The sequence below is a fragment of the Nonomuraea sp. NPDC047897 genome, from assembly GCF_043204415.1.
Taxonomy (GTDB): Bacteria; Actinomycetota; Actinomycetes; order Streptosporangiales; family Streptosporangiaceae; genus Nonomuraea.
Map to the genome: position 1 here is coordinate 174,823 of NZ_JBIDCC010000003.1, position 21,565 is coordinate 196,387.

Below are 21,565 nucleotides of genomic sequence, written 5' to 3' on the forward strand. Positions count from 1 at the left end.
CTCATCGAGCCTCCTTCAGCCGGATGGCCGCGGCGGGGCAGATCATGACGGCCTCGCGGACGGCCTCGTGGTGGCCGGCGGGCGGATTGGCGTCGAGCAGCATCACGATGCCGTCCTCGTCGCGCTGGTCGAAGATTTCCGGCGCGGCCATGACGCATAGGCCGCCCGCGGTGCACCTGTCCTGGTCGACGATCACTTCCATGTCGGCTCCTCGGTGTCGGTTCGGTTTGCGGAACGCTGTTGGAGCAGCCGCGGGGCAGCATGACGAGGGCGACGATTCCGCAGCACGCGGCGGCGGCGATCCACAGCGGGTCGGTCAGGGCGCAGGTTCGTCGGCGCCGGGTGGCTCGAAGAAGTCATGCGGTGAGGGTGGGGGCAGGGTGGTCGGCGATGGGCGCAGTCCGTCGATGAGCAGGGCGAGGTAGCGCCTGCGGTCCTCGCCCTGGGCATCGCCGGGGTGCACCGTGGCCAGGTTCATGACGGTGAGCACGGTCAGATCGCGAGGAAGCAGTTCCGGTCGCACCACGCCCGCGTCGATGGCCCGGCGCAGCATGGGTTCGATGGCCTGCACGAAGAGCCGCGTGCTCTCGTTCGCGAACGTCACGAACTCGTGGGCGAGTGAGATGATGACCCGCCGCCGGGCGAGTACCTCGGTGACTGCCTCAAGCATCCCGGTGAGGTCCTGCCACGGGTCATCGGTGTGTACCGCCGTGATGGGCTGGAGCTCGACGGTGAGGACATGGTCGAAGACGGCCCGGACGAGTTGGTCACGCGAGCGGAAGCGGCGGTAGACCGTCATCACGCTCACGTTCGCGCGTGCGGCGATCTCCTCGAGCGTCGCCTGCGGCCCGATCTCCTCGAACGCCAGGACCGCGGCGCCGACGATGCGCTCATGGTTGCGGGCTGCGTCGGCTCTCACCAGGTCACCCGTAGCGAGTTCAACCCGTAGACGGTGCTGAAGACCCTGAAGCCGGCCTGCTCGTCCGCCAGTGCGAGGTTGGGGAAGCGTCGCAGCAGGGCCGGGAAGGCGATGCGCATCTCCATGCGTGCCAGCGGCGCGCCGAGGCAGTGGTGCACGCCGTGGCCAAAGGCGGTGTGTCCGGGGGCGCCCCGGGTGATGTCGAGGGTGTCGGGGTTCTCGATGTGGCCACCGTCGCGGTTGGCGGCGGGAAGCGAAAGGAGCACCAGCGATCCCGCGGGGATGACGTGGCCGGCGATCTCCACATCCGTCGTGGTCGTGCGCGGTGACGGCGAGTGCACGATGGACAGCCAGCGCAGCAGTTCCTCGACGGCGGGCTCGGCCCGCGTCGGGTCCTCGCGGATCGTGGCGAGTTGGTCCGGGTGCCGCAGCAGCGCCAGGGTGCCCAGGCCGAGCATGTTCGAGGTCGTCTCATGGCCGGCGAGCAGCAGAAGGGCCGCGATGCCGTTGAGCTCGTCGGTGCTCAGGTCGTCGCCGTGCTCGCGCACCAGCATGCCCAGCATGTCCTCGCCCGGGTCGGTCTGTGCGCGGGCGACCAGGCCGGCCATGTAGGCGCGGTTCTCCCGCAGCGCCGCGGTCTGTTCCTCGACCGGCAACGAGGTGTCCAGCAGGCGGACGGAACGCTCCTGGAACTCGGCGCGGTCGGCGTACGGCACTCCCAGCAACTCGCAGATCACCAGCGACGGCACCGGCAACGCGAAGTGCGCCACCAGGTCGGCCGGTTTGCCTGCCCGCTCCAGATCGTCCAGCGCCGCCTCGACGATCTCCACGATGCGCGGCTCGAGCCGGCGCATCCGACGGATGGTGAACTCCGGGGTGAGCATCCGCCGCAACCGGGTGTGCTCCGGCGGGTCGAACGCGAGCAGAAACCCGGCCCGCAGCTTGTCCTGCTCTTCCTGGCTCATCTCACCGGCCGCGGCGAACGGTGTCATGGCGTTGCTGAACCGGGCCGGATCCGAAAGCACCTCGCGCACATCCTCGTGGCGGAGGATCAGGTACGCGGGCCGGCCGAACGGCGTCACCACCTGCACCACACCCTCACCGTCCCGGGCCCGGGCCAGTTCCTCGACCGGGTCGAGTCCGTCCCGCCGCATCTCCAGCGACAACTCCGGCGCCTCCGTCATCGTCCATCCCCTTCCATGATCGGATTTGTCCGGCCCAACGTAGCAGATAAGTGAAAGACAACCTAACATTTAGGAGGTTGCGTAGACGGGAGGGGCGAGCGTGTGGGCGCGTGCCCTGGCCGGTAGCTGGTCGGGGGCGGGTATGCCGCACCCGCCCCTAGCTCTACGGGTTGTAGAGTGAAGGCTTGATCGCACCCATGCAGCCTCCCCGCAGGTAGTAGCCCAATGAGGACCAAAGGGATATCTCAGGCGTATGACGACTCCTTTTCAGTGGCTCGCCACACGGGTCCGCTTCGAACGCAAGGCCCTGCGACGGGCTGCCGTCGCGGCGCTGGCAACCAGCGTGATGATCATCATGACCGGTGGCATAGTCCGGGTGACCGGATCCGGCCTGGGCTGTGACGGGTGGCCCAACTGCTCCGAGGGCAGCTTCGTCGCGACGCCCGAGATGGGGGTGCACGGCGCCATCGAGTTCACGAACCGACTGCTCACCGGCGTCGTGTGCGTAGCGGTCGGGTGGCTCATCGTCGTTTCGCGACTGCAGCGCCACCCCGTCCCCGCGTTGACCCGGTGGGGATGGGTGCAGTTCTGGATCGTCGTCCTGAACGCCGTCGTCGGCGGCATGACGGTCTGGGCGCGGCTGAGCCCCTACCTCGTCGCGGCGCATTTTCTGGCCGCCGTGCTGTTCCTCACGGCGACCACGGTCGTCTGGCACAAGGTCCGCCTTCTGGGCCACCCCGCCGTGCCCTTGTCCGTCCCCGTCGGCCGCCTGCCCGCCGCCCTGCTCGCGGCCACGGCGCTGCTCGTCGTGGCCGGTACGCTCGTCACCGGCACCGGGCCGCACGCCGGCGACTCCTCCGACGTGCCGCGCATGCCGTTGAACTGGACCGCGATGGCCTGGCTCCACGCGGCCGCCGCCGTGATCGTGCTCGCCATCGCCTCCGTCCTGTGGGCCAGGACCCGCCAGGATCGGGGCTCCACCGCGCACGGGCGCACCACGCTGTTCCTCGCCGTGTTCGTCGCGCAGGGACTCATCGGTCTGACGCAGCTCGCCACCGGCCTCGCCGAGGTCGTCATCGTCGCGCATCTGCTCGGCTCCGCACTCGTGTGGGCAGGCGCGGTGCGCGTCTTCCTCGACACCCACACCCGGACAGCACCACACAGGCACGCACCCGGCTCACACTTCCGTAGCCGCACATCAGCACTTCGATGACGGGTGGAGGGGGCGAACAGCCGCGCACCGGGAGGGCCTCGTGCCCAGGGTCATGCCGTCGACCATGACCTCCGGCACATCGCGAGATCGTCCCGGAATGGGCCGCGGGCCGGATCCGTCGGGGGCGCCACGTCATTACGTTCGGCCCCATGACAGCCACTGGTTCCGTTCGTGACACTCATCCCCTGCTCGCCGTCTTACTGGCGCAGCTCATCTACGCCGCGGGCGTCGTCGCGGGCAGCCTGCTCGTCGCGGTGCTGGCCCGGCCGTTCGCCGGGACGACGCCGTCCGGGCCGTTGATCGCCGTGGTCACGCTTCTTCAGACGGCGGTGGGCCATGCGCCGATCTTCCTGCTGTTGTGGGCGTGGCTGCGCTTCTACGAGCGCCGCTCGTTCGCCTCGCTCGGCCTGACATGGGGCCGGTCCGCCTGGCGGTGGCACGGGGCGGGTTTCGGCCTGGGCGTGGCGTTCATCGCGGGCTGGCTGGCCCTGCAGTACGCCATCGGGAACCTGCGGATCGAGGACACGTTCGCCGGTTCGGCCGCGGGAGCGTCCGTGCTGTACCTGCTGCCGGTGTTCTACCTGGCCAGGATCGGCATGATCGCCATCGAGGAGATCCTCTACCGGGGCTGGCTGCTGCGCACCGGCATGGCGCGCTGGGGTGTGGCGGCCGGCATCGCCGTCTCGTCGGCGGCGTTCGCGCTCTTCCACTTCGCCGGGCCGTTGCTGCTGGTGATGCCGTTGCACCGGTTCCATTGGGTGCTGGCGCTCAACCTGGTGCTCTGGTCGGTGCTGGCGGCGCTGCTGACGCTCATGTCGGGGAACCTGTGGGCGGCGACGGCCTTCCATGCCACGCCGCTCTGGCTGGCGAGCCAGGTCTTCGTGGTGGGTGACGGGCGCCCGCCGGCGATCGCCGTGGTGCTGCTGAGCCAGCCGAAGGGGAACCCTCTGATGGGCGAGGCCGCGCTCGCCGGCCCGTTCACGGGGTTGCCGACCACGTTGCTGCTCGCCCTGCTGTGCGCAGGTGCGCTCGCCGTCCACCGCAGGCGCCGCTCGCCCGTCCCCGTCATGCCGGGGGGTTGACGAGCGTCCGTCCGCGCCGGCGGGCGGAACCGGCACGGCGGCGCCGCGCCGCCCGCGGAAGCCGAGCGGGAGCTGGTCCGGCCGGGGCGGGTGAAGGTGTGACGTCGCGGCACCGTGTCGCCTTTATAGGGGGGCCGTCAGCCGGGCGCTTTTCGGCTCAGGTGTTCCCAGGCGCGGTATTTCGCCGTACGGTCTTCGAGGTCGGTCTGGACCAGGTCGTAGGACGCGTTGCCGACGATGAGGCGCAGTGGCGGGTCCGGCAGGTCGATCAGCTCCATGATCACGGGCACGGCGGTGTCCGGGGCGGGGCCGGCGTCGTCGCCCCACATCTGGAGCAGTTCGTCGCGCAGCCGCTGGTAGTGCGGGTCAGGGGTCGTCATCGTGGTGCCCGTGGTGAACAGGCTGGTGTCGTAGCCGCCCATCTGGACGATGGTGAGTTTGACGCCGAACTGCTCGGTCTCCATGGCCACGGCCTCGGAGACCGAGTCGAGCGCCGACTTGCCGGCCGCGTACATGCCGACCATGGGGAAGCCGCCGCCGGTGCCCATGGTCGTGACCTGGAGGATCCGCCCGCCTCCCTGGGCGCGCAGGTGCGGGAGCACGGCCTGGGTGACCCAGATCGCGCCGAAGAGGTTGACGTCGAAGTGGGCTCTGATCTGCTCCTCCGTCGCCTCCTCCACCATGCCCAGCAGCATGACGCCGGCGTTGTTGACCACGATGTCGAGTCTGCCGAAGGCCGCCGCCGCCCGTTCCACGCCCTCGTACACGGCGGCCCGGTCGGACACGTCGAGCGGCAGCCGTACCAGGTGGTCGGGGCAGCGCTCGGCGAGGTCGGCGAGTGGCTCGACGTTGCGCGCGGCCGCGACGACACGTTCACCTGCGTGCAGGGCGGCTTCCGTGAACGCCCGGCCCAGGCCGCGCGACGCGCCGGTGATGAACCACACTCGGCTCATGGAGTTTTGCCTTCCTGCAGGGTTCTCGGACAAGGCAAGACGGTACGTCTCGGCTCGATGGGATGTCAAGACGGAACGTTTCGTCTTGATGGTGGTAGGGTCGCGGTCATGGCGAAGCACCCCAACCCCGCCCGCCGCAGCGAGCGCTCGCGGCAGGCCATCCTCAGCGCGGCCCGCGAGCTGACCTCCGAGATGGGGTACGCCAAGCTGACCATCGAGGCCATCGCGGCCCGGGCCGGCGTGGGGAAGCAGACCATCTACCGCTGGTGGCCCTCCAAGGGCGCCGTCGTCCTCGACGCCTTCCTGGCCCTCAGCGAGGCGGGGCCCGAGCAGAGCATGGCGCTGCCCGACACCGGCGACCTGGAGGCGGACCTCAAGGTGGTGATGCGGGCCACCGTGGCCGAGTTCGCCGACCCCGCGTTCGAGGGCCCGATCCGCGCGCTGAACACCGAGATCATCAACGACCCCGCGCTGGCCGCCCAATACCACGAGAAGCTGGCCCGGCCGGTGGACGAGGCCAAGAAGGCCAGGCTGCGCAGCGCGCAGCAGGCCGGGCAGCTCCCCATGGACACCGACCTGGACCTGGCGCTGGAACTGCTGTACGCGCCCCTCTACCAGCGCTGGCTGTTCCGCTCCGGCCCGCTCACCCCCGCCTACGCCGACGCCCTCGTCGAGGTCTTCGTCAAGGCCATGCGGCCCACCTCGCCCCCTTCATGAACGGCGGGCGCTCGACGGCCCGCCGGGGAGCTCGAAGCTCCCGTCCATAGGGGGAGGAGAGCAGACGCCCGGCCCCTCGCGCACGGCGGTCACGCCACGCGCGCTCGATCGGCAGCGGCGGGCTGGTCGGGTGTTCCGTGGCCGGGCCAGGCGACGTCGTCGACCGCCAGAAACGGCTCGTGGGCCACGGCCGCTGGGGTGACCCCGGCGAACTCCATGACGTCCCGATGCAGGTGGGACTGGTCGGCGTAGCCGCTGTCCGCCGCGACCCCGGCCGCGTCGTGCCCCGTGGCCAGACGGTGGGCGGCATGGTCGAAGCGGACCAGCTTCGCGGCGCGCTTGGGCGGCAGGCCGATCTGCGCGTGGAATCGCGACCACAGGCGCTTGCGGCTCCATCCGAGCTCGGCCGCCAGCCGCTCCACCTGGACCCGGCCGCGGCCGGCCACGATCCGGTGCCAGGCCCAGGCCACCTCCGGCTGGACCGGCGAGCCGGCCGCACGCCGGCGGGCGAGCAACGCCTCGATCAACGCGAAGCGATCCGGCCAGGAGGAGACCTCGCCGAGCTGCTCGCTGATCCGTGACGCCTGCCTGCCCCACAGGTCGTCCAGCGTCACCACGCGGCCGTCCAGCTCGGCCGGGCCGACGTCCAGAATCGCGCGGGCGACCACGGGGGACAGGCGCACCTGAACACACGAGATGTCCTGGCCTCGCACCCACACCGCGCCGCCCAGCCCGAGCCCGGCGACAAGACTTCCCCGGTGCCGCCGCCCGGTGACGTCCGCGACGACGGGCGAACCGGCCCCCAGGTCCAGAACCAGCGTCACGGCCGGGTGCGGGATCATCCGGTGACCCTCCGGAGCCATGCCCCGGTCACGGAAGCCGGCCATGGTGACACCCGTCACCCGGCTGCGCCGCACTGCGGACGTGACGTCCCACGCAGCGGCATCGTCTCGTCCGCGCACAGTAGGCCGCATCCGCCCATGCTAGGGGAGCCGGGCGAGGGGGAACATTCGTCCAATCCACCGGCGCGCACCGGCGGCCACAGTGGGCTCATGACCATTCCTGACGGCACCACGGAAAGTTCGACCCTGGCCCTGGATGACGGCGACATCCACGTGTGCCGGGACGGCCGACCATGACCACCACCGACCTCGCCCGGCCGATCGGGCAAGCGGAGGCCGACTCCGCGGCAGGTCAGAGCATGAGACGGCTGTTGCGCCCGCACCTGCGGAGCTTCGCGGCCGTGATGGTCCTGCAGGTGATCGGCGCCGTCGCGGGTCTGGCCCCGCTGCTGGCGGTCGTCGAACTGGGGCGCAGCCTGCTGTCGCCCGGCCCGATCGATCACGATCACGTCTGGACGGTCGTGGTCGCGGGTGCGGCCGGCCTGCTCGTCCGGCTGCTGTTCACGGCCGCGTCATCCGGAATCGGGCACCTTCTCGACGGCCACGTACAACTGGCCCTACGCCGGCACCTGGCCGCGCGGCTGGCACGCGTCCCCATTGGCTGGTTCTCCCGCCGCCGGACCGGTGAGCTGGCCAAGGTGGTGGGCGAGGACGTCAGCGCCGTGCACCCGTTCATCGCCCACGCCCCCGGCGAGCTCGTCTCCGCGTTCGTGGTTCCGCTGGTGTCGCTGGTCTACCTGTTCACCGTCGACTGGCGGCTCACGCTGATCACGCTGGTTCCGGTGGTACTGGCGATGGCGCTGGTCCCGCTGCTGATGCTGCCCGCCAGGACGCGCGAGCAGGAGGCCTACGACGCGGCCATGGGGCGGATCGCCAGTTCCGTCGTCGAGTTCGTGCAAGGCATCTCGGTGGTCAAGGCGTTCGGCGGAGGCGAGCGCGCCCACCGCAGGTTCCTGACGGCCGCCGACGACTTCGTCAGCATCTTCTCCCGCTGGGTACGCGGCATGTCCGTGATCGCCGCCGGGATGCAGCTGGCGCTGTCACCGCCGTTCGTGCTGCTCATCGTGCTGGTCGGGGGCGCGGCGCTGATCGTCTCCGGCGGCCTGGCCCCGGCGGACCTGCTGCCGTTCCTGCTGCTCGGGCTGGGACTGACCGCTCCGGTGGCGGCGCTCGGGCACGGCTTCGACGATCTGCAGAGCGCCGGCCGCGCTCTCGGCCGGATCAAGGACGTGCTCGCGGTGGCGCCCCTGCCCGAGCCCGCCCACCCTCGGCCGCCGCGGGGCCACCGGGTGGAACTGCGTGACGTCCGCTTCGCCTACGACTCCGACCGCGAGGTGCTGCGCGGCATCGACCTGGTCCTCGAACCGGGCACGGTCACCGCGATCGTCGGGCCGTCGGGCAGCGGCAAGTCCACGCTGGTCCAGTTGCTGCCGCGGTTCTTCGACCCCACCCACGGCTCGGTCCTGCTCGGCGGCGTCGATCTGCGCCAGATCGGCAGCCGGGAGCTGTATCGGCAGGTGTCCTTCGTCTTGCAGGACGTCCGGCTGCTGCGCGTTTCGGTCGCCGACAACATCGCGCTGGCGGTGCCGCGGGCCGGCCGCGACGACGTGGTCCGTGCCGCCCGGCTGGCCGGCATTCACGACCGCATCCTCCAACTGCCGCGCGGATACGACACGGTGCTCGGTGCGGAGGCCGAGCTGTCCGGCGGCGAGGCGCAGCGGATCTCGATCGCCCGCGCGCTGCTGGCGGACGCGCCCGTCCTGGTGCTGGACGAGGCGACCTCCTTCGCCGACCCGCGGACCGAGCAGGCGGTCCGCCGGGCCCTGGCGACGTTGGGCGGCGACCGCACGGTCGTCGTCATCGCTCACCGGCTGGAGACGGTCGCCGACGCCGACACCGTCGTGGTGCTGGAGGACGGGGTGATCGTGGAACGCGGCAGGCCCGCCGACCTGCTGACACGAGGGGGAAGGTTCGCCGCGTTCTGGCGGGCCCGTCAGTCCGCCGAGATCGAAACCCACGGTGGCGTACTGCGAGGAGACGAGCACTGATGATCCGAATGCTGCTGCGCGTGCTCGGAGACGAGTACGCCCGCGTGATGCGCCGTACCGTGATCCTGATGACGATCACCGCGGTGGTCGAAGGTTTGTCCTACGCGCTGCTGGTCCCGGTGCTGCGGGCGCTGCTCGGCAGCACGCCCGCGGACGCTGTGCCCTGGCTGGTCGCCTTCGGGGCCGCGGTCGCCCTCTACGCCGTGCTGCGCTACATCAGCGACCTGTCCGGCATGCGGGTCGGGATCACCATGTTGCGCGGCATGTATCGCCGGCTCGGCGAGCATCTGGCCCGCCTTCCCCTCGGCTGGTACGAGGCCGGTCGCATCGGCGAGGTGTCCGTCCTGGCCGGCCGCGGGCTCCTGCAAGCCATGGGCGTGGCCGCGCATCTGCTGGCGCCGTTCATCTCCGCCCTGGTCACGCCCCTGACCATCGTGGCGGTGATGGCCGTCTTCGACTGGCGGATGGGGCTGGCCGCCTTGCTCGCCGCACCCGTGGTGGCGGCGATCCAGGTCTGGACGGCACGCGCGACGGCCGCCGCCGACGCTGAGCGGCACGAACGCGACCAGGAGGCCGGAGCGCGCGTCGTCGAGTTCCTCCAGGCCCAGCCGGTGCTGCGGGCCGGCGGCCGGACCGGTGAACGCTTCCAGGTGCTCGACGGCTCGCTGCTGGACGCCCAGCGCGCCTCCCGCCGTACCGTGCTGGCGACGTTGCCCGGCGCCGTGGGGTTGACGCTCACCGTGCAGACGATGTTCACGGGGCTCCTGGTTCTGGGCGTGTCCCTCGCGCTCGGCGGGAATATCGGTGCGGCTGAGATCCTGGCGGTCCTGGTGCTTGCCGCCCGCTGCGCCGACCCGCTGCTGTCGCTGTCGGACATCGGCGGCAAGCTCCGCGGCGCGCGTGCTGAGCTGGCCAGACTGGAGACGGTGCTGCGCGCGGAGCCGTTGCGCGACCCTCGCGAGCCGATCCGGCCGGCCCACCACGGTCTGGAGTTCGACGCCGTCACCTTCCGGCACGGCGGGCGCACGGTGTTGGACGAGGTGTCGCTCACCGTTCCCGAGGGGCAGCGGCTCGCGGTCGTCGGGCCGTCCGGCGCGGGCAAGAGCACGCTGCTGCAGGTGCTGGCGCGCTTCTACGACGTGGACGCCGGAGCGGTGCGCGTGGGAGGGGTGGACGTGCGCGCGATCGGCAGCGAGGAGTTGATGGCGCGGATCGCCATCGTCTTCCAGGACGTCTACCTCTTCGACGGCACGATCGAGGACAACGTGCGGCTGGGCCGTCCCGACGCCACCGAGGCCGAGCTGCGGGCCGCGGCGAGCGCCGCCCGGCTGGACGAGGTGATCGAGCGGCTGCCCGGCGGCTGGGCGACGAACGTCGGCGAGGGCGGCACACTGCTGTCAGGAGGCGAACGCCAGCGCGTCTCGATCGCGCGGGCCCTGCTGAAGAACGCCCCCATCGTGCTGCTCGACGAGGTGACCTCCGCCCTGGACCCGGTCAACGAGGCAGCCGTCCACGAGGGCATCGAACGCCTCATGGCCGGCCGGACAGTCGTGATGGTCGCCCACCGCATGCGCACCGTCCAACGCGCCGACCACATCGCCTTCCTCGACGGCGGCCGGATCGTGGAAGAAGGACCCCACGACGAGCTGCTCACCCGCGCCGGCCGCTACGCCGACTTCTGGAGCATCTCCATGGCTCCCGCCGCGCAGGGAGGATGAGAAGCAGGGAGGATACGTCTGGCGGCTTGAGCACCGGTTACCGACGCGCGGCGGGTTCCGGCAGGGGCAGGCGTACCCGGAACGTGGTTCCCTCGCCGGGTACGGACCGCGCGGTGACGTCGCCGTCATGCGCCGTCACCACCGCCCGGACGATGGCCAGGCCGAGGCCGGCCCCACCACGGCGCGCGCCGTCCTCGCGGCTGTGGTCCACCCGGGAGAAGCGCTCGAAGACGAGCGACGCGTGCTCCGGCGACATCCCCGGCCCCCGGTCTGCGACCTCGATCAGCGCCCGGTCACCTTCGACGCCGATGCGTACGGCGGCCGGGGTGCCGGGCGGGGTGTGGTGCAGGACGTTGGCGAGCAGGTTGCCGAGCACCTGCCGCAGCCGGGCGGCGTCGCCGCTGACCCAGACGGCACCGTCGTGGTCCAGCGTCAGGGGCCGGTCGGGGTCCACGGCCAGGGTGTCGGCCACGGCGTCGGCGGCGAGCTCGGTCAGCTCGACGGGTTCGCGGTCCAGCGGGCGGCCCTGGTCGAGGCGGGCCAGCAGCAGCATCTCGTCCACCAGCGAGCCCATCCTGGCGGCCTCCGCCTCGATCCTGCGCATGGCCTTGTCCAGGTCGTCCTGGCGGGTGGCGGCGCCGCGGCGGAACAGCTCCGCGTAGCCACGGATGGTCGCGATGGGCGTGCGCAGCTCGTGCGAGGCGTCGGCGACGAAGCGGCGCAGCCGGTCCTCGGACGCCTCGCGCTCGCGGAAGGCGTCCTCGATCTGGCCGAGCATGGCGTTGAGCGCGTCGCCGAGCCTGCCTACCTCGGTGCCGGGCGGCCCGGTCTCGACGCGGCGGGTGAGGTCGCCGTTTCCGATGGCGGCCGCGGTGTCCACGATGCGGTCGAGCGGGCGCAGGCCGCGCCGGATCAGGTGGGCGGTCAGCAGGGTCAGCGCGGCCAGGCCGAAGCCGGAGGTGCCGATCAGCACGAACGCGACCCGCTCCGACAGCTCGTCGGAGGCGGCGAGCAGTTGCCGCGGGGTGGTCAGCGACAGCAGGCGTGAGGCGCCGGGGCCGCGCCAGTCCTGGATGGCGCCGAAGGTGGCGCCGGCGGCCAGGCCGAGCGCGAGGGCCAGCAGGCCGACGACGGTGGCGACGAGGCGGGCTCGCAGGGACATCAGGCCTGCCTGGGCAGGCGCAGGACGTAGCCGACGCGGGGCACGGTGTGGATGAGGGGCGGGTGCACGGCGTCCACCTTGCGGCGCAGATAGCTGATGTAGGTCTGTACGACGCCGTCGTTGCCGCCGAAGTCGTACTCCCAGACATGGTCCAGGATCTGCCTCTTGGTCATCACCCGCCCGGCGTTGGTCACCAGGAAGCGCAGCAGCTTGAACTCGGTCGGGGTCAGGTCGAGCAGGACGCCGTCGCGGCGCACCTCGTAGGCGTCCTCGTCGATCACCAGGTCCTCGAAGCCGAGCAGGCCGCCGCCGACGGGCTCGGTCCGCGTGGTGCGGCGCAGCACCGCGCGGATGCGGGCGATCAGCTCCTCCAGGCTGAACGGCTTGGTGACGTAGTCGTCGCCGCCGGCCGTCAGCCCGCCGATCTTGTCCTCGGTCGCGTCCCGTGCGGTGAGGAACACCACGGGGACCTCCGTCCCCGTCCGCCGGAGCCTGCGGCACACCTCGGTGCCCGGCAGGTCCGGCAGCATGACATCCAAGACGATCAGGTCCGGCCGGAAGGAGTTCGTCATCGCGACGGCCGCCGCGCCGGTGGCGGCCGTCGCGGTGGCGAAGCCTTCGTACGTCAGTGCGGTCGAGACCAGGTCGGCGAGGTAGGGCTCGTCGTCCACGACAAGGATGCGGCTCACCCGTTCAGTCTCACCCGGCGAGCGGGCGGCGGCGCGCGGAGATCCACGATTCACAGAACCGTCTAAGAACGCCCGCACGGCACTCGAAGATCGTTTTGCTGGGCTGGGGGTCATGGAGAAACTTTCGGCCTTCGTCCTGCGACGCAAGGGGCTGGTCGGCCTGTTCGCCGCCCTGGCGTTCTTCGTCGGCGTGGGCGCGACCCCCGTCGCGATCCAACGCCTGTCGGAGGTGTACGCCCACCCCGGCATGCCCGCGTTCGACGCCAACCAGGACATCGTCAAGGTCTACGGCAACGGCGGCTACCAGCGGCCGTTCGTGCCGGTGGTGGTGCTGCCGGAGGGGTGGCGCGCCGACGCGAGCGAGGAGGTGATCGGGCGGGCCTTCTCCGCGGTGGCCGCCCGGTTGCCGCGGTCGCGTGTGGTGTCCTACGCCGACACCTCCGATCCCCGGCTGATCGGCAGCGACGGGCGTACCACGTTCGGGCTGGTGTTTCCCGGGACGTACTCCGACGGCAGTCCGCCCGGCGGCGGTCTCGGCGAGACGCCCGACGAGAGTCCGGTCATCGTCGAGGCGATGACCCCGCACCTGCCGCCGGGGGCCGAGGTGCACGTGACCGGCCTGGACACGCTCGCGCCCAGCGTGGACGCGGGCGGGGTGGACGTACCTGCCAAGATCGGCGTCGGTGTGCTGGCCGCGGTCGTCGTGCTGGTGCTGGTGTTCCGCTCGGCGCTGGCGCTGGTGCCGATCCTCATCTCCGTCCTGTCGATCTTCGCTTCGTTCGTCGTGATCCTGCTGCTCACGATGGTCATGACCGTGCACGACGTGGCGCTGACCACGATGCCGCTGCTCGGCCTGGGCATCGCGGTGGACTACTCGCTGCTGCTGGTCGCCCGGTGGCGTGAGGAGCAGGCCTGCGGCTTCCGCGGCGACGAGGCGGTGCACCGGGCCATGGCGGGGGCGGGGCGCGCGGTGCTGTTCAGTGGTGTCGCCGTCGCCATCGGGCTGGCGACCATGGTGGTGCTGCCGGTGCCGTTCCTGCGCAGCCTCGGCATCGCCGGCGTGATCATCGCCGCGATGAGCGTGGCGGCGACGCTGACCGTGCTGCCGGTGCTGCTGGCGCTCGCCGGCCGGCGACTCGACCGCCGCGCCGCGACGGGCAGGCGGTTCGCGCGCGAGGCGGACGCCGGCCGCGCCTGGTCCGCCTGGGCCCGCGGCGTCGTGCGGCTGCGCCGGCCGGCCGCGCTGGCCTGCGGCGGCCTGCTGATCGCGCTGTCGTTGACCGCGCTCGGGGCCGACCTCGGGCTGCCCGAGAGCCGCGACCTCAAGACCTCCGGCCCCGGCCGCGACGGCATCGCCGCGCTCACCGGCGCGGGCATCCCGGCCGGTGTGATCACGCCGATCGACGTCCTCGTCACCGGCGACCCGGCCGCGGCCGTCGATCGGCTCAGGCGGGTGGAGGGCGTGGCGGCCGTGCTGGCGCCCGCGACGGACACCTGGCGGCGGCAGGGCACCGCGGTGGTCTCCGTGCTGCCGGTCGCCGAGAGCGGCAGCGCCGCCGGCGAGGCCACCGTCACCAGGATTCGCGACGGCGCGCCGGCAGGCGTGCGGGTCGGGGGCAACGCGGCGCAGAGCATGGACTTCCAGGCCCACGCCTACGGCGCGTTCCCGTGGATGCTGGCGCTGATCGGCCTGGTGGCGTTCGTGATGCTGGCGCGGGCCTTCCGGTCCCTGCTCCTGCCGCTCAAGGCGATCGTGCTCAACCTGCTCTCGCTCGGCGCGGTGATCGGCGCCATGGTGCTGCTGTGGCAGTTCGGCTGGGGGACCGCTGCGCTGCTCGACATCCAGCCCACGGGCTCGATCGGCGAGTTCGTCCCGCTGACGATCTTCGCCTTCCTGTACGGGCTCAGCATGGACTACGAGGTGTTCGTCCTGGCCCGGATGCGGGAGGAGTACGACAGGACCGGCGACACCCACCAGGCGGTCGTCCAGGGTGTGGGCCGCACGGGACGGCTGGTCACCTCGGCGGCGCTGATCATGTTCGTCTCGTTCGCGGCCCTGGCCATGACCCCCGAGCTGGACGTCAAGGTCTTCACCAGCGGCCTGGCCCTGGGCGTCCTGCTGGATGCCACGCTCATCCGCGGGGTGCTGGTGCCGGCCGTGGTGGCGATGATGGGGCGCTGGAACTGGTGGCTGCCGGACCGGGCCGCCCGGCTCCTGCGGGTCGCACCCTCCCCGTTGCGGGACGAGGCGCCGCTGCGGACGCCGGATCCCGCCCTACCGTGAAGCCGGGCATGGTGCTGGGGTGGTCGAACGTGGTCACGGCGAAGACGCTGCCGTCGCGCACGGCCCCTAGGATCGCCGCATGCTGGAGAGAAACCTTGATGGGGAAGAGCTGCTGACCGCGCGACTGTCGCTGCGGCGTCCGGTGCCGGACGACATCGACGCGATCTTCGCCGTACACAGTGATCCCGCCACCTGCCTGCACAACCCCTCCGACGCCCTGGCCGGGCGTGCGGAGGCGGTGGCGCTCTTCCAACGCTGGGATGATCACTGGCGGCGCTTCGGCCACGGCTACTGGGTGGTGCGACGCCGCGGCTCGGACCGGACGCTGGGCTTCTGCGGGACCAAGGTCATGGACCTCGGCGGGACGAGCGTGCTGAACCTTTTCTACCGCTTCGCGGCCTTCTCCTGGGGCCAGGGGGTGGCCGGTGAGGCCGCGACCGCGGTGGTCGAGTGGATGACCGGACGCGTTCCCGATCTGCCCGTCATCGCCCGCGTGCGCCCGGCCAACATCGCCTCCCAACGGGTGGCGGTGCGCGCCGGCCTGGTACGGGCCGACCACCTCGACACCGACGGCGAGGACGGCCTGGACTGGATCTTCGCGAGGAACCTGCCCGGCTGAGCCACATCACGGCAGAGGTTGAGCTTGGTCAGGGTGGAAACTCGGCGCCGCTGCACGACGCCTCATCGGCGCGTCGCCGTCTCCAGCAGCTCGTCCCCATGAGCGGTCCGTTCGTCGCGCGCCTGCGCGGCCGTGACGGCGACGGTGGTGACGATGTCGGCGACGGTGGCGCCGCGCGACAGGTCGTTGACCGGCTTGCGCAGCCCTTGCAACACCGGACCCACCGCGACCGCCCCCGCGCTGCGTTGCACGGCCTTGTACAGGTTGTTGCCGGTGTTGAGGTCGGGCACCACGAAGACGGTGGCGCGGCCGGCCACCTGGCTGTCGGGCATCTTGGTCCGGGCAACGGTCGGATCCACCGCGGCGTCGTACTGGATGGGCCCCTCCACCTGGAGGTCGGGGCGGCGTTCGCGGACCAGTTCGGTGGCGGTGCGGACCTTGTCGACGTCGGCCCCGGCGCCCGAGGCGCCCGTCGAGTACGACAACATCGCGATTCTCGCATCGACGCCGAACAGCGCCGCGGTACGAGCTGAGGAGATCGCGATGTCGGCGAGCTGCTCGGCGGTCGGATCGGGGTTCACCGCGCAGTCGCCGTACACCAGCACCCGGTCGGCCAGGCACATGAAGAACACGCTGGAGACCAGGCCCAGGCGCAGGATCTCGAACGCCGGCCGGATCGTGTGCGCGGTGGTGTGCGCCGAGCCGGAGACCATGCCGTCGGCCATGCCGGTGTGCACCATCAGCGTGCCGAAGTAGGAGACGTCGGTGACGGTGTCGCGGGCCAGCTCGACGGTCATCCCGCGGTGCGCGCGGACGGCGGCGTACTCGCGGGCGAACCGCTCGCGCAGCTCCGCGTCGAACGGGCTGATCACCCTGGCTTCGGCCAGGTCCAGGCCGAGCTGGGCGGCCTGGACCCTGATGCGTTCCTCGTCGCCGAGCAGGGTCAGCTCGGCCACGCCGCGGCGCAGCAGGATGTCGGCCGCGCGCAGGATGCGCGGCTCCTCGCCCTCGGGCAGCACGATGTGGCGACGCCGGGCGCGCGCCCGGTCCAGCAGCTCGTACTCGAACATCAGCGGCGTCACGACGTCGGTCTTGGCGATCGCCAGCCGCTCCAGCAACAGCCTGCCGTCCACGTGCGCGGCGAACAGCCGTAGCGCCGTGTCGATCTTCCCGCCGGCCTCGGGTGTGAACCGGCCCTCCACCGCCGACAGGCGTGTCGCGGTGTCGAAGGTGTCGTGCTCGGTGGCGATCACCGGCAGCCGGATCGCCATGCCGTGCAGCAGCCGGTCCACCGGGGCCGGCAGATCCGTGCCGCCGGTCACCACCACCGCCGACAGGGCGGGGAAGCCCGGCGTCGTGTGCGCCGCGATCAGCCCGGGCAGCAGCGCGGCGGCCCGATCGGACGGGATGATGACGGCGGCGCCCTCGGTGAGGCGGTCCAGGATGCCGGGCAGCGACATGGCGCCCACCATCAACGCGCTCGCCTCCCGGCCGAGCCCGTCGCGTTCGCCCAGGAAGAGCCGGCCGTCGCACGCGTCCAGCAGATCGGCGACCGTGGGCGCGCGCAGGGAGGGGGCCTCCGGCAGCACGAACATCGGAGTCGGATGCGAGATCGCCGACGAGTCCGCCGCCGCCCGGGTGACCACGACCGCGAGCTCGCGGGCGTGGTGGTGCGCCAGCTCCCTGGACGACAGCTCGACGGCGGCGGCGATCTGCGCGTCCGTCCGGCCTTTGGCGTTCACCACGTTGATCACGGGCGTGCCCAGGTCCGCCGCCAGCCTGGCGTTGAAACCGAACTCCGTCGGCGCGCCCACGTCGGTGTAGTCGGTGCCGATCACCACCACCGCGTCACACCGCCTGGCCAGAGCACGGTAGCGGGCCACGACGTCCCCCGCGGCACGCTCCACGTCAGCGTGCACCTCGTCGTAGGTGACACCCGCGCACGCCTCGTAGGGCAGCGCGAGCTGGAATCTGCTGCGGATGGTGTTGATCAGGGCGTCCTCGCGGCCCGCCCGCACCACCGGACGGAACACCCCCACGCTCTCCACCTGTCGGGACAGCAACTCGACCAGGCCGAGGGCGACGGTTGCCTTGTTGCTTCCCGCCTCACTCGCCGCGACGTACACCGCTCGTGTCATGTTCCCATTGTCTTCGGCCCCTCGCCCGGCTTCTTCGGGGGCCGCTGCTGCGTGGCGGCGCTGACCGGCCGCGTGCCCGTGCTGTGCGGGCAGGCTCGGCCACAGCGGAGGGCGACTCCGGCGTCAGCGAGGGGTGAGGACGCAGAACTCGTTGCCCTCCGGGTCGGCGAGGACCGTCCAGGGCACGTCGCCCTGGCCGACGTCGGCGTCGGTGGCGCCGAGGGCGCGCAGCCGGGCCACCTCGGCCGCTTGGTCGTCACCGGGGTACGGCCGGAGGTCGAGATGAAGGCGGTTCTTCACGGTCTTGGCGTCGGGCGTGCGGAGGAACTCCAGATACGGGCCGACGCCCTTGGCGGAGCGCAGCACCGCATGATCGTCGGTCACCTCGTGCAGGGTCCAGTCCATCGCCGCACCCCAGAACGCGGCCATGGCCCGCGGATCGGCGCAGTCGACCACCACCGCGGCCATCGGCCCGGTGTCCCGGTAGCTCTCCCGAGGCTCCAGCACGCAGAACTCGTTGCCCTCCGGGTCGGCGAGGACCGTCCACGGCACGTCACCCTGCCCGATGTCCACGGGCGCCGCGCCGAGATCCTCCAGACGCGCGACCAGCTCCGCCTGATGGGCCGTGGAGGTGGTGGCGAGGTCGACGTGCACCCGGTTCTTCACCGTCTTGGGTTCGGGAACGCGAAGGACGTCGATACAGACGGCGACGGGGTCGGGATAGGCGAAGCCCGCGGGTTCGAGGTTGGTCACGCCGGGTCCCTCGGTGGAGACGCTCCAGCCGAGCGTCTCCGCCCAGAACCGGCCGACCACGGAGTCGTCCCGAGCATTCATCGCAATCTGAACGAGTCGCAACGCCATGCCGCCGATCCTACGAGGAGTCACGAAGGTCATGCGCTGAGCGCGTCGGCGACAGCCCGGGCGAAGCCGTCGAGGTTGTCGAGCATGATGTTGTGCCCGCAGTCGGGGACCGCCAGGACCGAGACGCCGGCGGCGGTGAGGCTTGGGGCGTCGGCGCGCGGGCCGTCCACGGCCGGATGGAGGAACGTGCGCGGGATCGTCAGCTGCTCCAGGTTCTCCCGCATCGTCGGTACGGTGCCGCGCAGGAGATTCATCGCGCTGCGGTAGAGCGCCTCGGGCCCGGCCAGGCGCATCGTCGCCGCCCAGAGCGGGCCGACGAACTCCATGGTCTCCTTCCAGCCGTGATCGAGGAACTCCTGCTCGGTGCGGTAGACGGCGATGCCGGAACTGCCCGGCCGCTTGGTCCGCGGCAGCGGTGTGGCATCGAGCGGGGCGTCGACCAGCACCAGCCGCCGGGCCAGGTGGGGGTGGCGGGCGGCCAGGGTGATGGCGACCGCGCCGCCCATGCTGTGCGCGACGATGTCCGCGGCGTCCACCGCAGCCTGGTCGAGAGCGCGGGCCAAGGCGTCGGCGTGTTCTTCCAGGGTGTAGGCGGGGGCGGTGGGGCGGTCGCTGATCCCGAAGCCCAGCATGTCGATCAACAGGGAGCGGTGCCCGGCGAGGGCCGGGTGCGCCGCTGCCGGGGCGAAGTAGGGAGCCGAGCTGGCGCCGAGCCCGTGGACGAAAACGCGGGCGGGCTCGACGCCGGCGATCTCGACCCAGCGGATGCGGGAGCCGTCGGGGAGGACCTGTGCGCTGTGCATGGGACAGAACATACCTCGCATCCGAGGTATGTCGTCAACAAGGTATGGTGAACCATGCTTGAGCTCGCCGTCCTCGGCTTCCTCTACGACGCCCAGCTTCACGGCTACCAGCTGCGACGACACATCGCGGCCCTGACCGGACACGTGCGGCCCATCGCCGACGGCACGCTCTACCCGTTGCTCAAGCGGCTGGAGGCGGCCGGGCTCCTGCGCCGCGAGCTGCAGCCGGGCCAGATCGCCGCGCCTCGGCACATGCTGTCGCTGACCACGGCCGGCAGGCAGGAACTGCTGCGCCGGCTGCGCGAACCCGACGAGCTGTTCATCACCGACGAGAACCGGTGGTTCACCCTGCTGGCCTTCCTGCGCCACCTTGACGAGCCGGCCCAGCAGGCGGCGGTACTGCGCCGCAGGCTGCACTTCCTCACCCAACCGGCGAGCTTCTTCTGGGACGGTGACCGCCCCTTGCGCGCGGCCGACTTCGACGACCCGTTCCGGCAAGGGCTGTTCACGATCGCCACGGCCACGACTCGAACGGAGCTGAGGTGGCTGCGCGAAACGCTCGCCGCACTGGAGCCGCCGCGCCCGTGACGGGGAGGACGCACTCGGGGCCGCTCGTCAGCACGCTTCACCGTCATCCCGGCGACACCATCCGAGCGCGGGAACGGGACTCGCCCACACCGGGCCGTTCGGCTGGCGCGTCGCCCACCGTCACACGCGAACGTCCGGCCTGCGCCTCAGCTAACTGGTGTTGCTAAGTACTGGTAGTCAGTGTTACTTTCTACCAGTACTCGGTAACGCCAGGTAGCTGGCAGTGGCTGCGTACTGTACCGATCGAACACTGTAGGTAAGGACATTCATGATGGGACAGAACAACAAAGGCTTCTCCCAGGCAGGACTGCGCGTACTGCGCGAGGTGCTGGCACGGCATGTCGAATCCGGGCGGATGCCGGGGCTGGTTGCCGCTGCGGGCCGGGGCGGTCGGAGGCACGCCGGAGCGAGCGGGACGATGCTCCGTGACGGTGGTACGTCGGGGCGCCGACACACCGTCTTGCGGCCGGTGGCGGTCACAGCGCTCGCGGCCGGGCTGTTGGCCGGGACGATCGCACCCGCCGTGGCCACGGCGGGTGCGGCCGCCGCGGACAGCGGCGCGACCGTGCCGAAGGCCGCCGCCGGACAGGATCGCCCGGAGTTGCGGAAGGCCGTCCAGGCGTTCGTCGACGCCGGTTTCCTCGGTGTGCAGGTGCGCGTGAACGACGAGCGGGGCGAGTGGGCCGACAGTGCCGGGCGGCGCAAGCTGGGCGCGAGCGCGAAGCCGCCGGTGAACGGGCATTTCTGGGTGGGCAGCGTCACCAAGACTTTCGTCGCGACCGTGCTGCTGCAACTGGTGGCCGAGGACGAGATCGGGCTGGACGACCCGGTGGCCGGTCACCTGCCCGAGTTCGGGTTGGACCGGCGGATCACGGTGCGAATGCTGCTGCAGCACACCAGTGGCTTGTTCAACTACACCGGCGACCTCGACCCCGACGGGACATGGGTGCCCGGTCTTCCCGCGACGGGCAAGGAGTGGCTGGACAACCGATTCCACTCCTACCGGCCACAGGAACTGGTGCGGTTCGCGCTCTCCAAGCCGGTGAAGTTCGCGCCGGGGAAGGACTGGAGCTACTCCAACACCAACTACACGCTGGCCATGCTGCTGATCGAGAAGGTCACCGGCCGTGCGTTCGACGCGGAGCTGAAGCGGCGGATCGTCAGGCCGCTCGGGTTGAAGGGCACTGTGGTGCCGGGCAACCGGACGCGGCTGCCCACCCCGTACGCCCACGGCTACTTCCGCTACCAGGACACCGGCCAGTGGAAGGTGGCCGACGTCTCCCGCCAGAACCCCTCCCTGCTGGCCGGCGCCGGTGACATGATCTCGACCACCAAGGATCTCCGGACGTTCTTCTCCGCGCTGAACGGCGGCAAGCTCCTGCCGGCCAAGCTGCTGGCCGAGATGCGCGAGCCGCACCCGAAGAGCGACCCCCTCTACGGCCGCTACGGCTTGGGGATGTTCGTGAAGGACCTGGGTCCGGCCTGCGGCACCGTGCTCAACCACAACGGCAGCCCTCCTGCGGGGTACGCGGCGCTGATGTACAGCTCGCCCGACGGCGCCAAGACCCTGACCGCCTCGGTGACCACCGGCGACGCCGCGTTCGACCTCGCCACCTATCCGAAGCTGCTGGACGGGCTCGTCAAGGCGGCGTTCTGCGGCGGGCAGACCGCAAGCTGATGTCCTG

The 21,565-nt window shown here is 71.3% G+C and carries 19 protein-coding genes; 9 read left to right on the forward strand and 10 right to left on the reverse strand.

What is annotated here, in order from left to right:
• Position 1: 1 nt before the first annotated feature.
• The 3 genes from ACGF0J_RS07715 to ACGF0J_RS07725 all read right to left on the reverse strand — a co-directional run bounded on the left by ACGF0J_RS07715 (position 2) and on the right by ACGF0J_RS07725 (position 2,103).
• Positions 2-202 (reverse strand): ferredoxin, encoded by a 201-nt coding sequence (locus ACGF0J_RS07715; RefSeq protein WP_393143057.1) that lies wholly within the window; start codon positions 200-202, stop codon positions 2-4.
• Positions 203-316: 114 nt separating this feature from the next.
• Positions 317-919 (reverse strand): TetR/AcrR family transcriptional regulator, encoded by a 603-nt coding sequence (locus ACGF0J_RS07720; RefSeq protein WP_393143059.1) that lies wholly within the window; start codon positions 917-919, stop codon positions 317-319.
• Entirely contained in the window at positions 916-2,103 is a 1,188-nt protein-coding gene (locus tag ACGF0J_RS07725) for a cytochrome P450 (protein WP_393143061.1), read from the reverse strand. The genes ACGF0J_RS07720 and ACGF0J_RS07725 overlap by 4 nt, the downstream gene beginning before the upstream one ends.
• 253 nt (positions 2,104-2,356) lie before the next feature.
• Between ACGF0J_RS07725 and ACGF0J_RS07730 the strand changes: the two genes are divergently transcribed.
• Both ACGF0J_RS07730 and ACGF0J_RS07735 read left to right on the forward strand, forming a co-directional pair.
• On the forward strand, positions 2,357-3,316 hold the full coding sequence (locus tag ACGF0J_RS07730) for a heme A synthase (RefSeq protein ID WP_393143063.1): 960 nt from the start codon (positions 2,357-2,359) through the stop codon (positions 3,314-3,316).
• Positions 3,317-3,465: 149 nt separating this feature from the next.
• Entirely contained in the window at positions 3,466-4,398 is a 933-nt protein-coding gene (locus ACGF0J_RS07735; RefSeq protein ID WP_393143065.1) for a CPBP family intramembrane glutamic endopeptidase, read from the forward strand.
• Positions 4,399-4,535: 137 nt separating this feature from the next.
• Here ACGF0J_RS07735 and ACGF0J_RS07740 read toward each other — a convergent pair whose 3' ends face one another.
• Positions 4,536-5,351: an SDR family NAD(P)-dependent oxidoreductase gene (locus ACGF0J_RS07740; protein ID WP_393143067.1), complete on the reverse strand. Its 816-nt coding sequence runs from the start codon at positions 5,349-5,351 to the stop codon at positions 4,536-4,538.
• Between the two features lie 108 nt (positions 5,352-5,459).
• On the opposite strand from ACGF0J_RS07740, the gene ACGF0J_RS07745 reads away from it, so the two are divergent.
• Complete coding sequence (locus ACGF0J_RS07745; protein WP_393143070.1) at positions 5,460-6,068, forward strand: TetR/AcrR family transcriptional regulator; 609 nt, start codon at positions 5,460-5,462, stop codon at positions 6,066-6,068.
• Positions 6,069-6,157: 89 nt separating this feature from the next.
• Here the strand turns inward: ACGF0J_RS07745 and ACGF0J_RS07750 are convergent, their stop codons facing one another.
• Entirely contained in the window at positions 6,158-6,955 is a 798-nt protein-coding gene (locus ACGF0J_RS07750; protein WP_393143072.1) for a helix-turn-helix domain-containing protein, read from the reverse strand.
• A gap of 248 nt (positions 6,956-7,203) precedes the next feature.
• Here ACGF0J_RS07750 and ACGF0J_RS07755 point away from each other — a divergent pair, with 248 nt between their 5' ends.
• Together ACGF0J_RS07755 and ACGF0J_RS07760 are read left to right on the forward strand one after the other, a co-directional pair.
• On the forward strand, positions 7,204-9,018 hold the full coding sequence (locus ACGF0J_RS07755) for an ABC transporter ATP-binding protein (protein WP_393143075.1): 1,815 nt from the start codon (positions 7,204-7,206) through the stop codon (positions 9,016-9,018).
• Positions 9,018-10,736 carry an ABC transporter ATP-binding protein gene (locus ACGF0J_RS07760; RefSeq protein ID WP_393143077.1) on the forward strand — a complete coding sequence of 573 codons (1,719 nt, stop codon included), beginning with the start codon at positions 9,018-9,020 and terminating at the stop codon, positions 10,734-10,736. Before ACGF0J_RS07755 ends, ACGF0J_RS07760 begins: the two co-directional genes overlap by 1 nt.
• A gap of 37 nt (positions 10,737-10,773) precedes the next feature.
• Here ACGF0J_RS07760 and ACGF0J_RS07765 read toward each other — a convergent pair whose 3' ends face one another.
• Together ACGF0J_RS07765 and ACGF0J_RS07770 are read right to left on the reverse strand one after the other, a co-directional pair.
• Positions 10,774-11,898: a sensor histidine kinase gene (locus ACGF0J_RS07765; protein WP_393143079.1), complete on the reverse strand. Its 1,125-nt coding sequence runs from the start codon at positions 11,896-11,898 to the stop codon at positions 10,774-10,776.
• Positions 11,898-12,587, reverse strand: coding sequence for a response regulator transcription factor (locus tag ACGF0J_RS07770; protein WP_393143081.1), 690 nt, complete (start codon positions 12,585-12,587; stop codon positions 11,898-11,900). Before ACGF0J_RS07770 ends, ACGF0J_RS07765 begins: the two co-directional genes overlap by 1 nt.
• 112 nt (positions 12,588-12,699) lie before the next feature.
• Between ACGF0J_RS07770 and ACGF0J_RS07775 the strand changes: the two genes are divergently transcribed.
• Complete coding sequence (locus ACGF0J_RS07775) at positions 12,700-14,871, forward strand: MMPL family transporter (protein WP_393143083.1); 2,172 nt, start codon at positions 12,700-12,702, stop codon at positions 14,869-14,871.
• 79 nt (positions 14,872-14,950) lie between these two features.
• Complete coding sequence (locus ACGF0J_RS07780; protein ID WP_393143086.1) at positions 14,951-15,490, forward strand: GNAT family N-acetyltransferase; 540 nt, start codon at positions 14,951-14,953, stop codon at positions 15,488-15,490.
• 62 nt (positions 15,491-15,552) lie between these two features.
• On the opposite strand, the gene pta is transcribed toward ACGF0J_RS07780, so the two are convergent.
• The 3 genes from pta to ACGF0J_RS07795 all read right to left on the reverse strand — a co-directional run bounded on the left by pta (position 15,553) and on the right by ACGF0J_RS07795 (position 19,292).
• Entirely contained in the window at positions 15,553-17,628 is a 2,076-nt protein-coding gene (gene pta, locus ACGF0J_RS07785) for a phosphate acetyltransferase (RefSeq protein WP_393143088.1), read from the reverse strand.
• Positions 17,629-17,751: 123 nt separating this feature from the next.
• Complete coding sequence (locus tag ACGF0J_RS07790) at positions 17,752-18,489, reverse strand: VOC family protein (RefSeq protein ID WP_393143090.1); 738 nt, start codon at positions 18,487-18,489, stop codon at positions 17,752-17,754.
• 29 nt (positions 18,490-18,518) lie between these two features.
• Positions 18,519-19,292: an alpha/beta fold hydrolase gene (locus tag ACGF0J_RS07795; RefSeq protein WP_393143092.1), complete on the reverse strand. Its 774-nt coding sequence runs from the start codon at positions 19,290-19,292 to the stop codon at positions 18,519-18,521.
• Positions 19,293-19,346: 54 nt separating this feature from the next.
• On the opposite strand from ACGF0J_RS07795, the gene ACGF0J_RS07800 reads away from it, so the two are divergent.
• Together ACGF0J_RS07800 and ACGF0J_RS07805 are read left to right on the forward strand one after the other, a co-directional pair.
• Positions 19,347-19,880, forward strand: coding sequence for a PadR family transcriptional regulator (locus ACGF0J_RS07800; protein ID WP_393143094.1), 534 nt, complete (start codon positions 19,347-19,349; stop codon positions 19,878-19,880).
• A 469-nt stretch (positions 19,881-20,349) separates the two neighbouring features.
• A complete protein-coding gene (locus ACGF0J_RS07805; protein ID WP_393143096.1) occupies positions 20,350-21,558 on the forward strand; it encodes a serine hydrolase domain-containing protein in 1,209 nt (402 codons plus the stop codon).
• Positions 21,559-21,565: the final 7 nt, after the last annotated feature.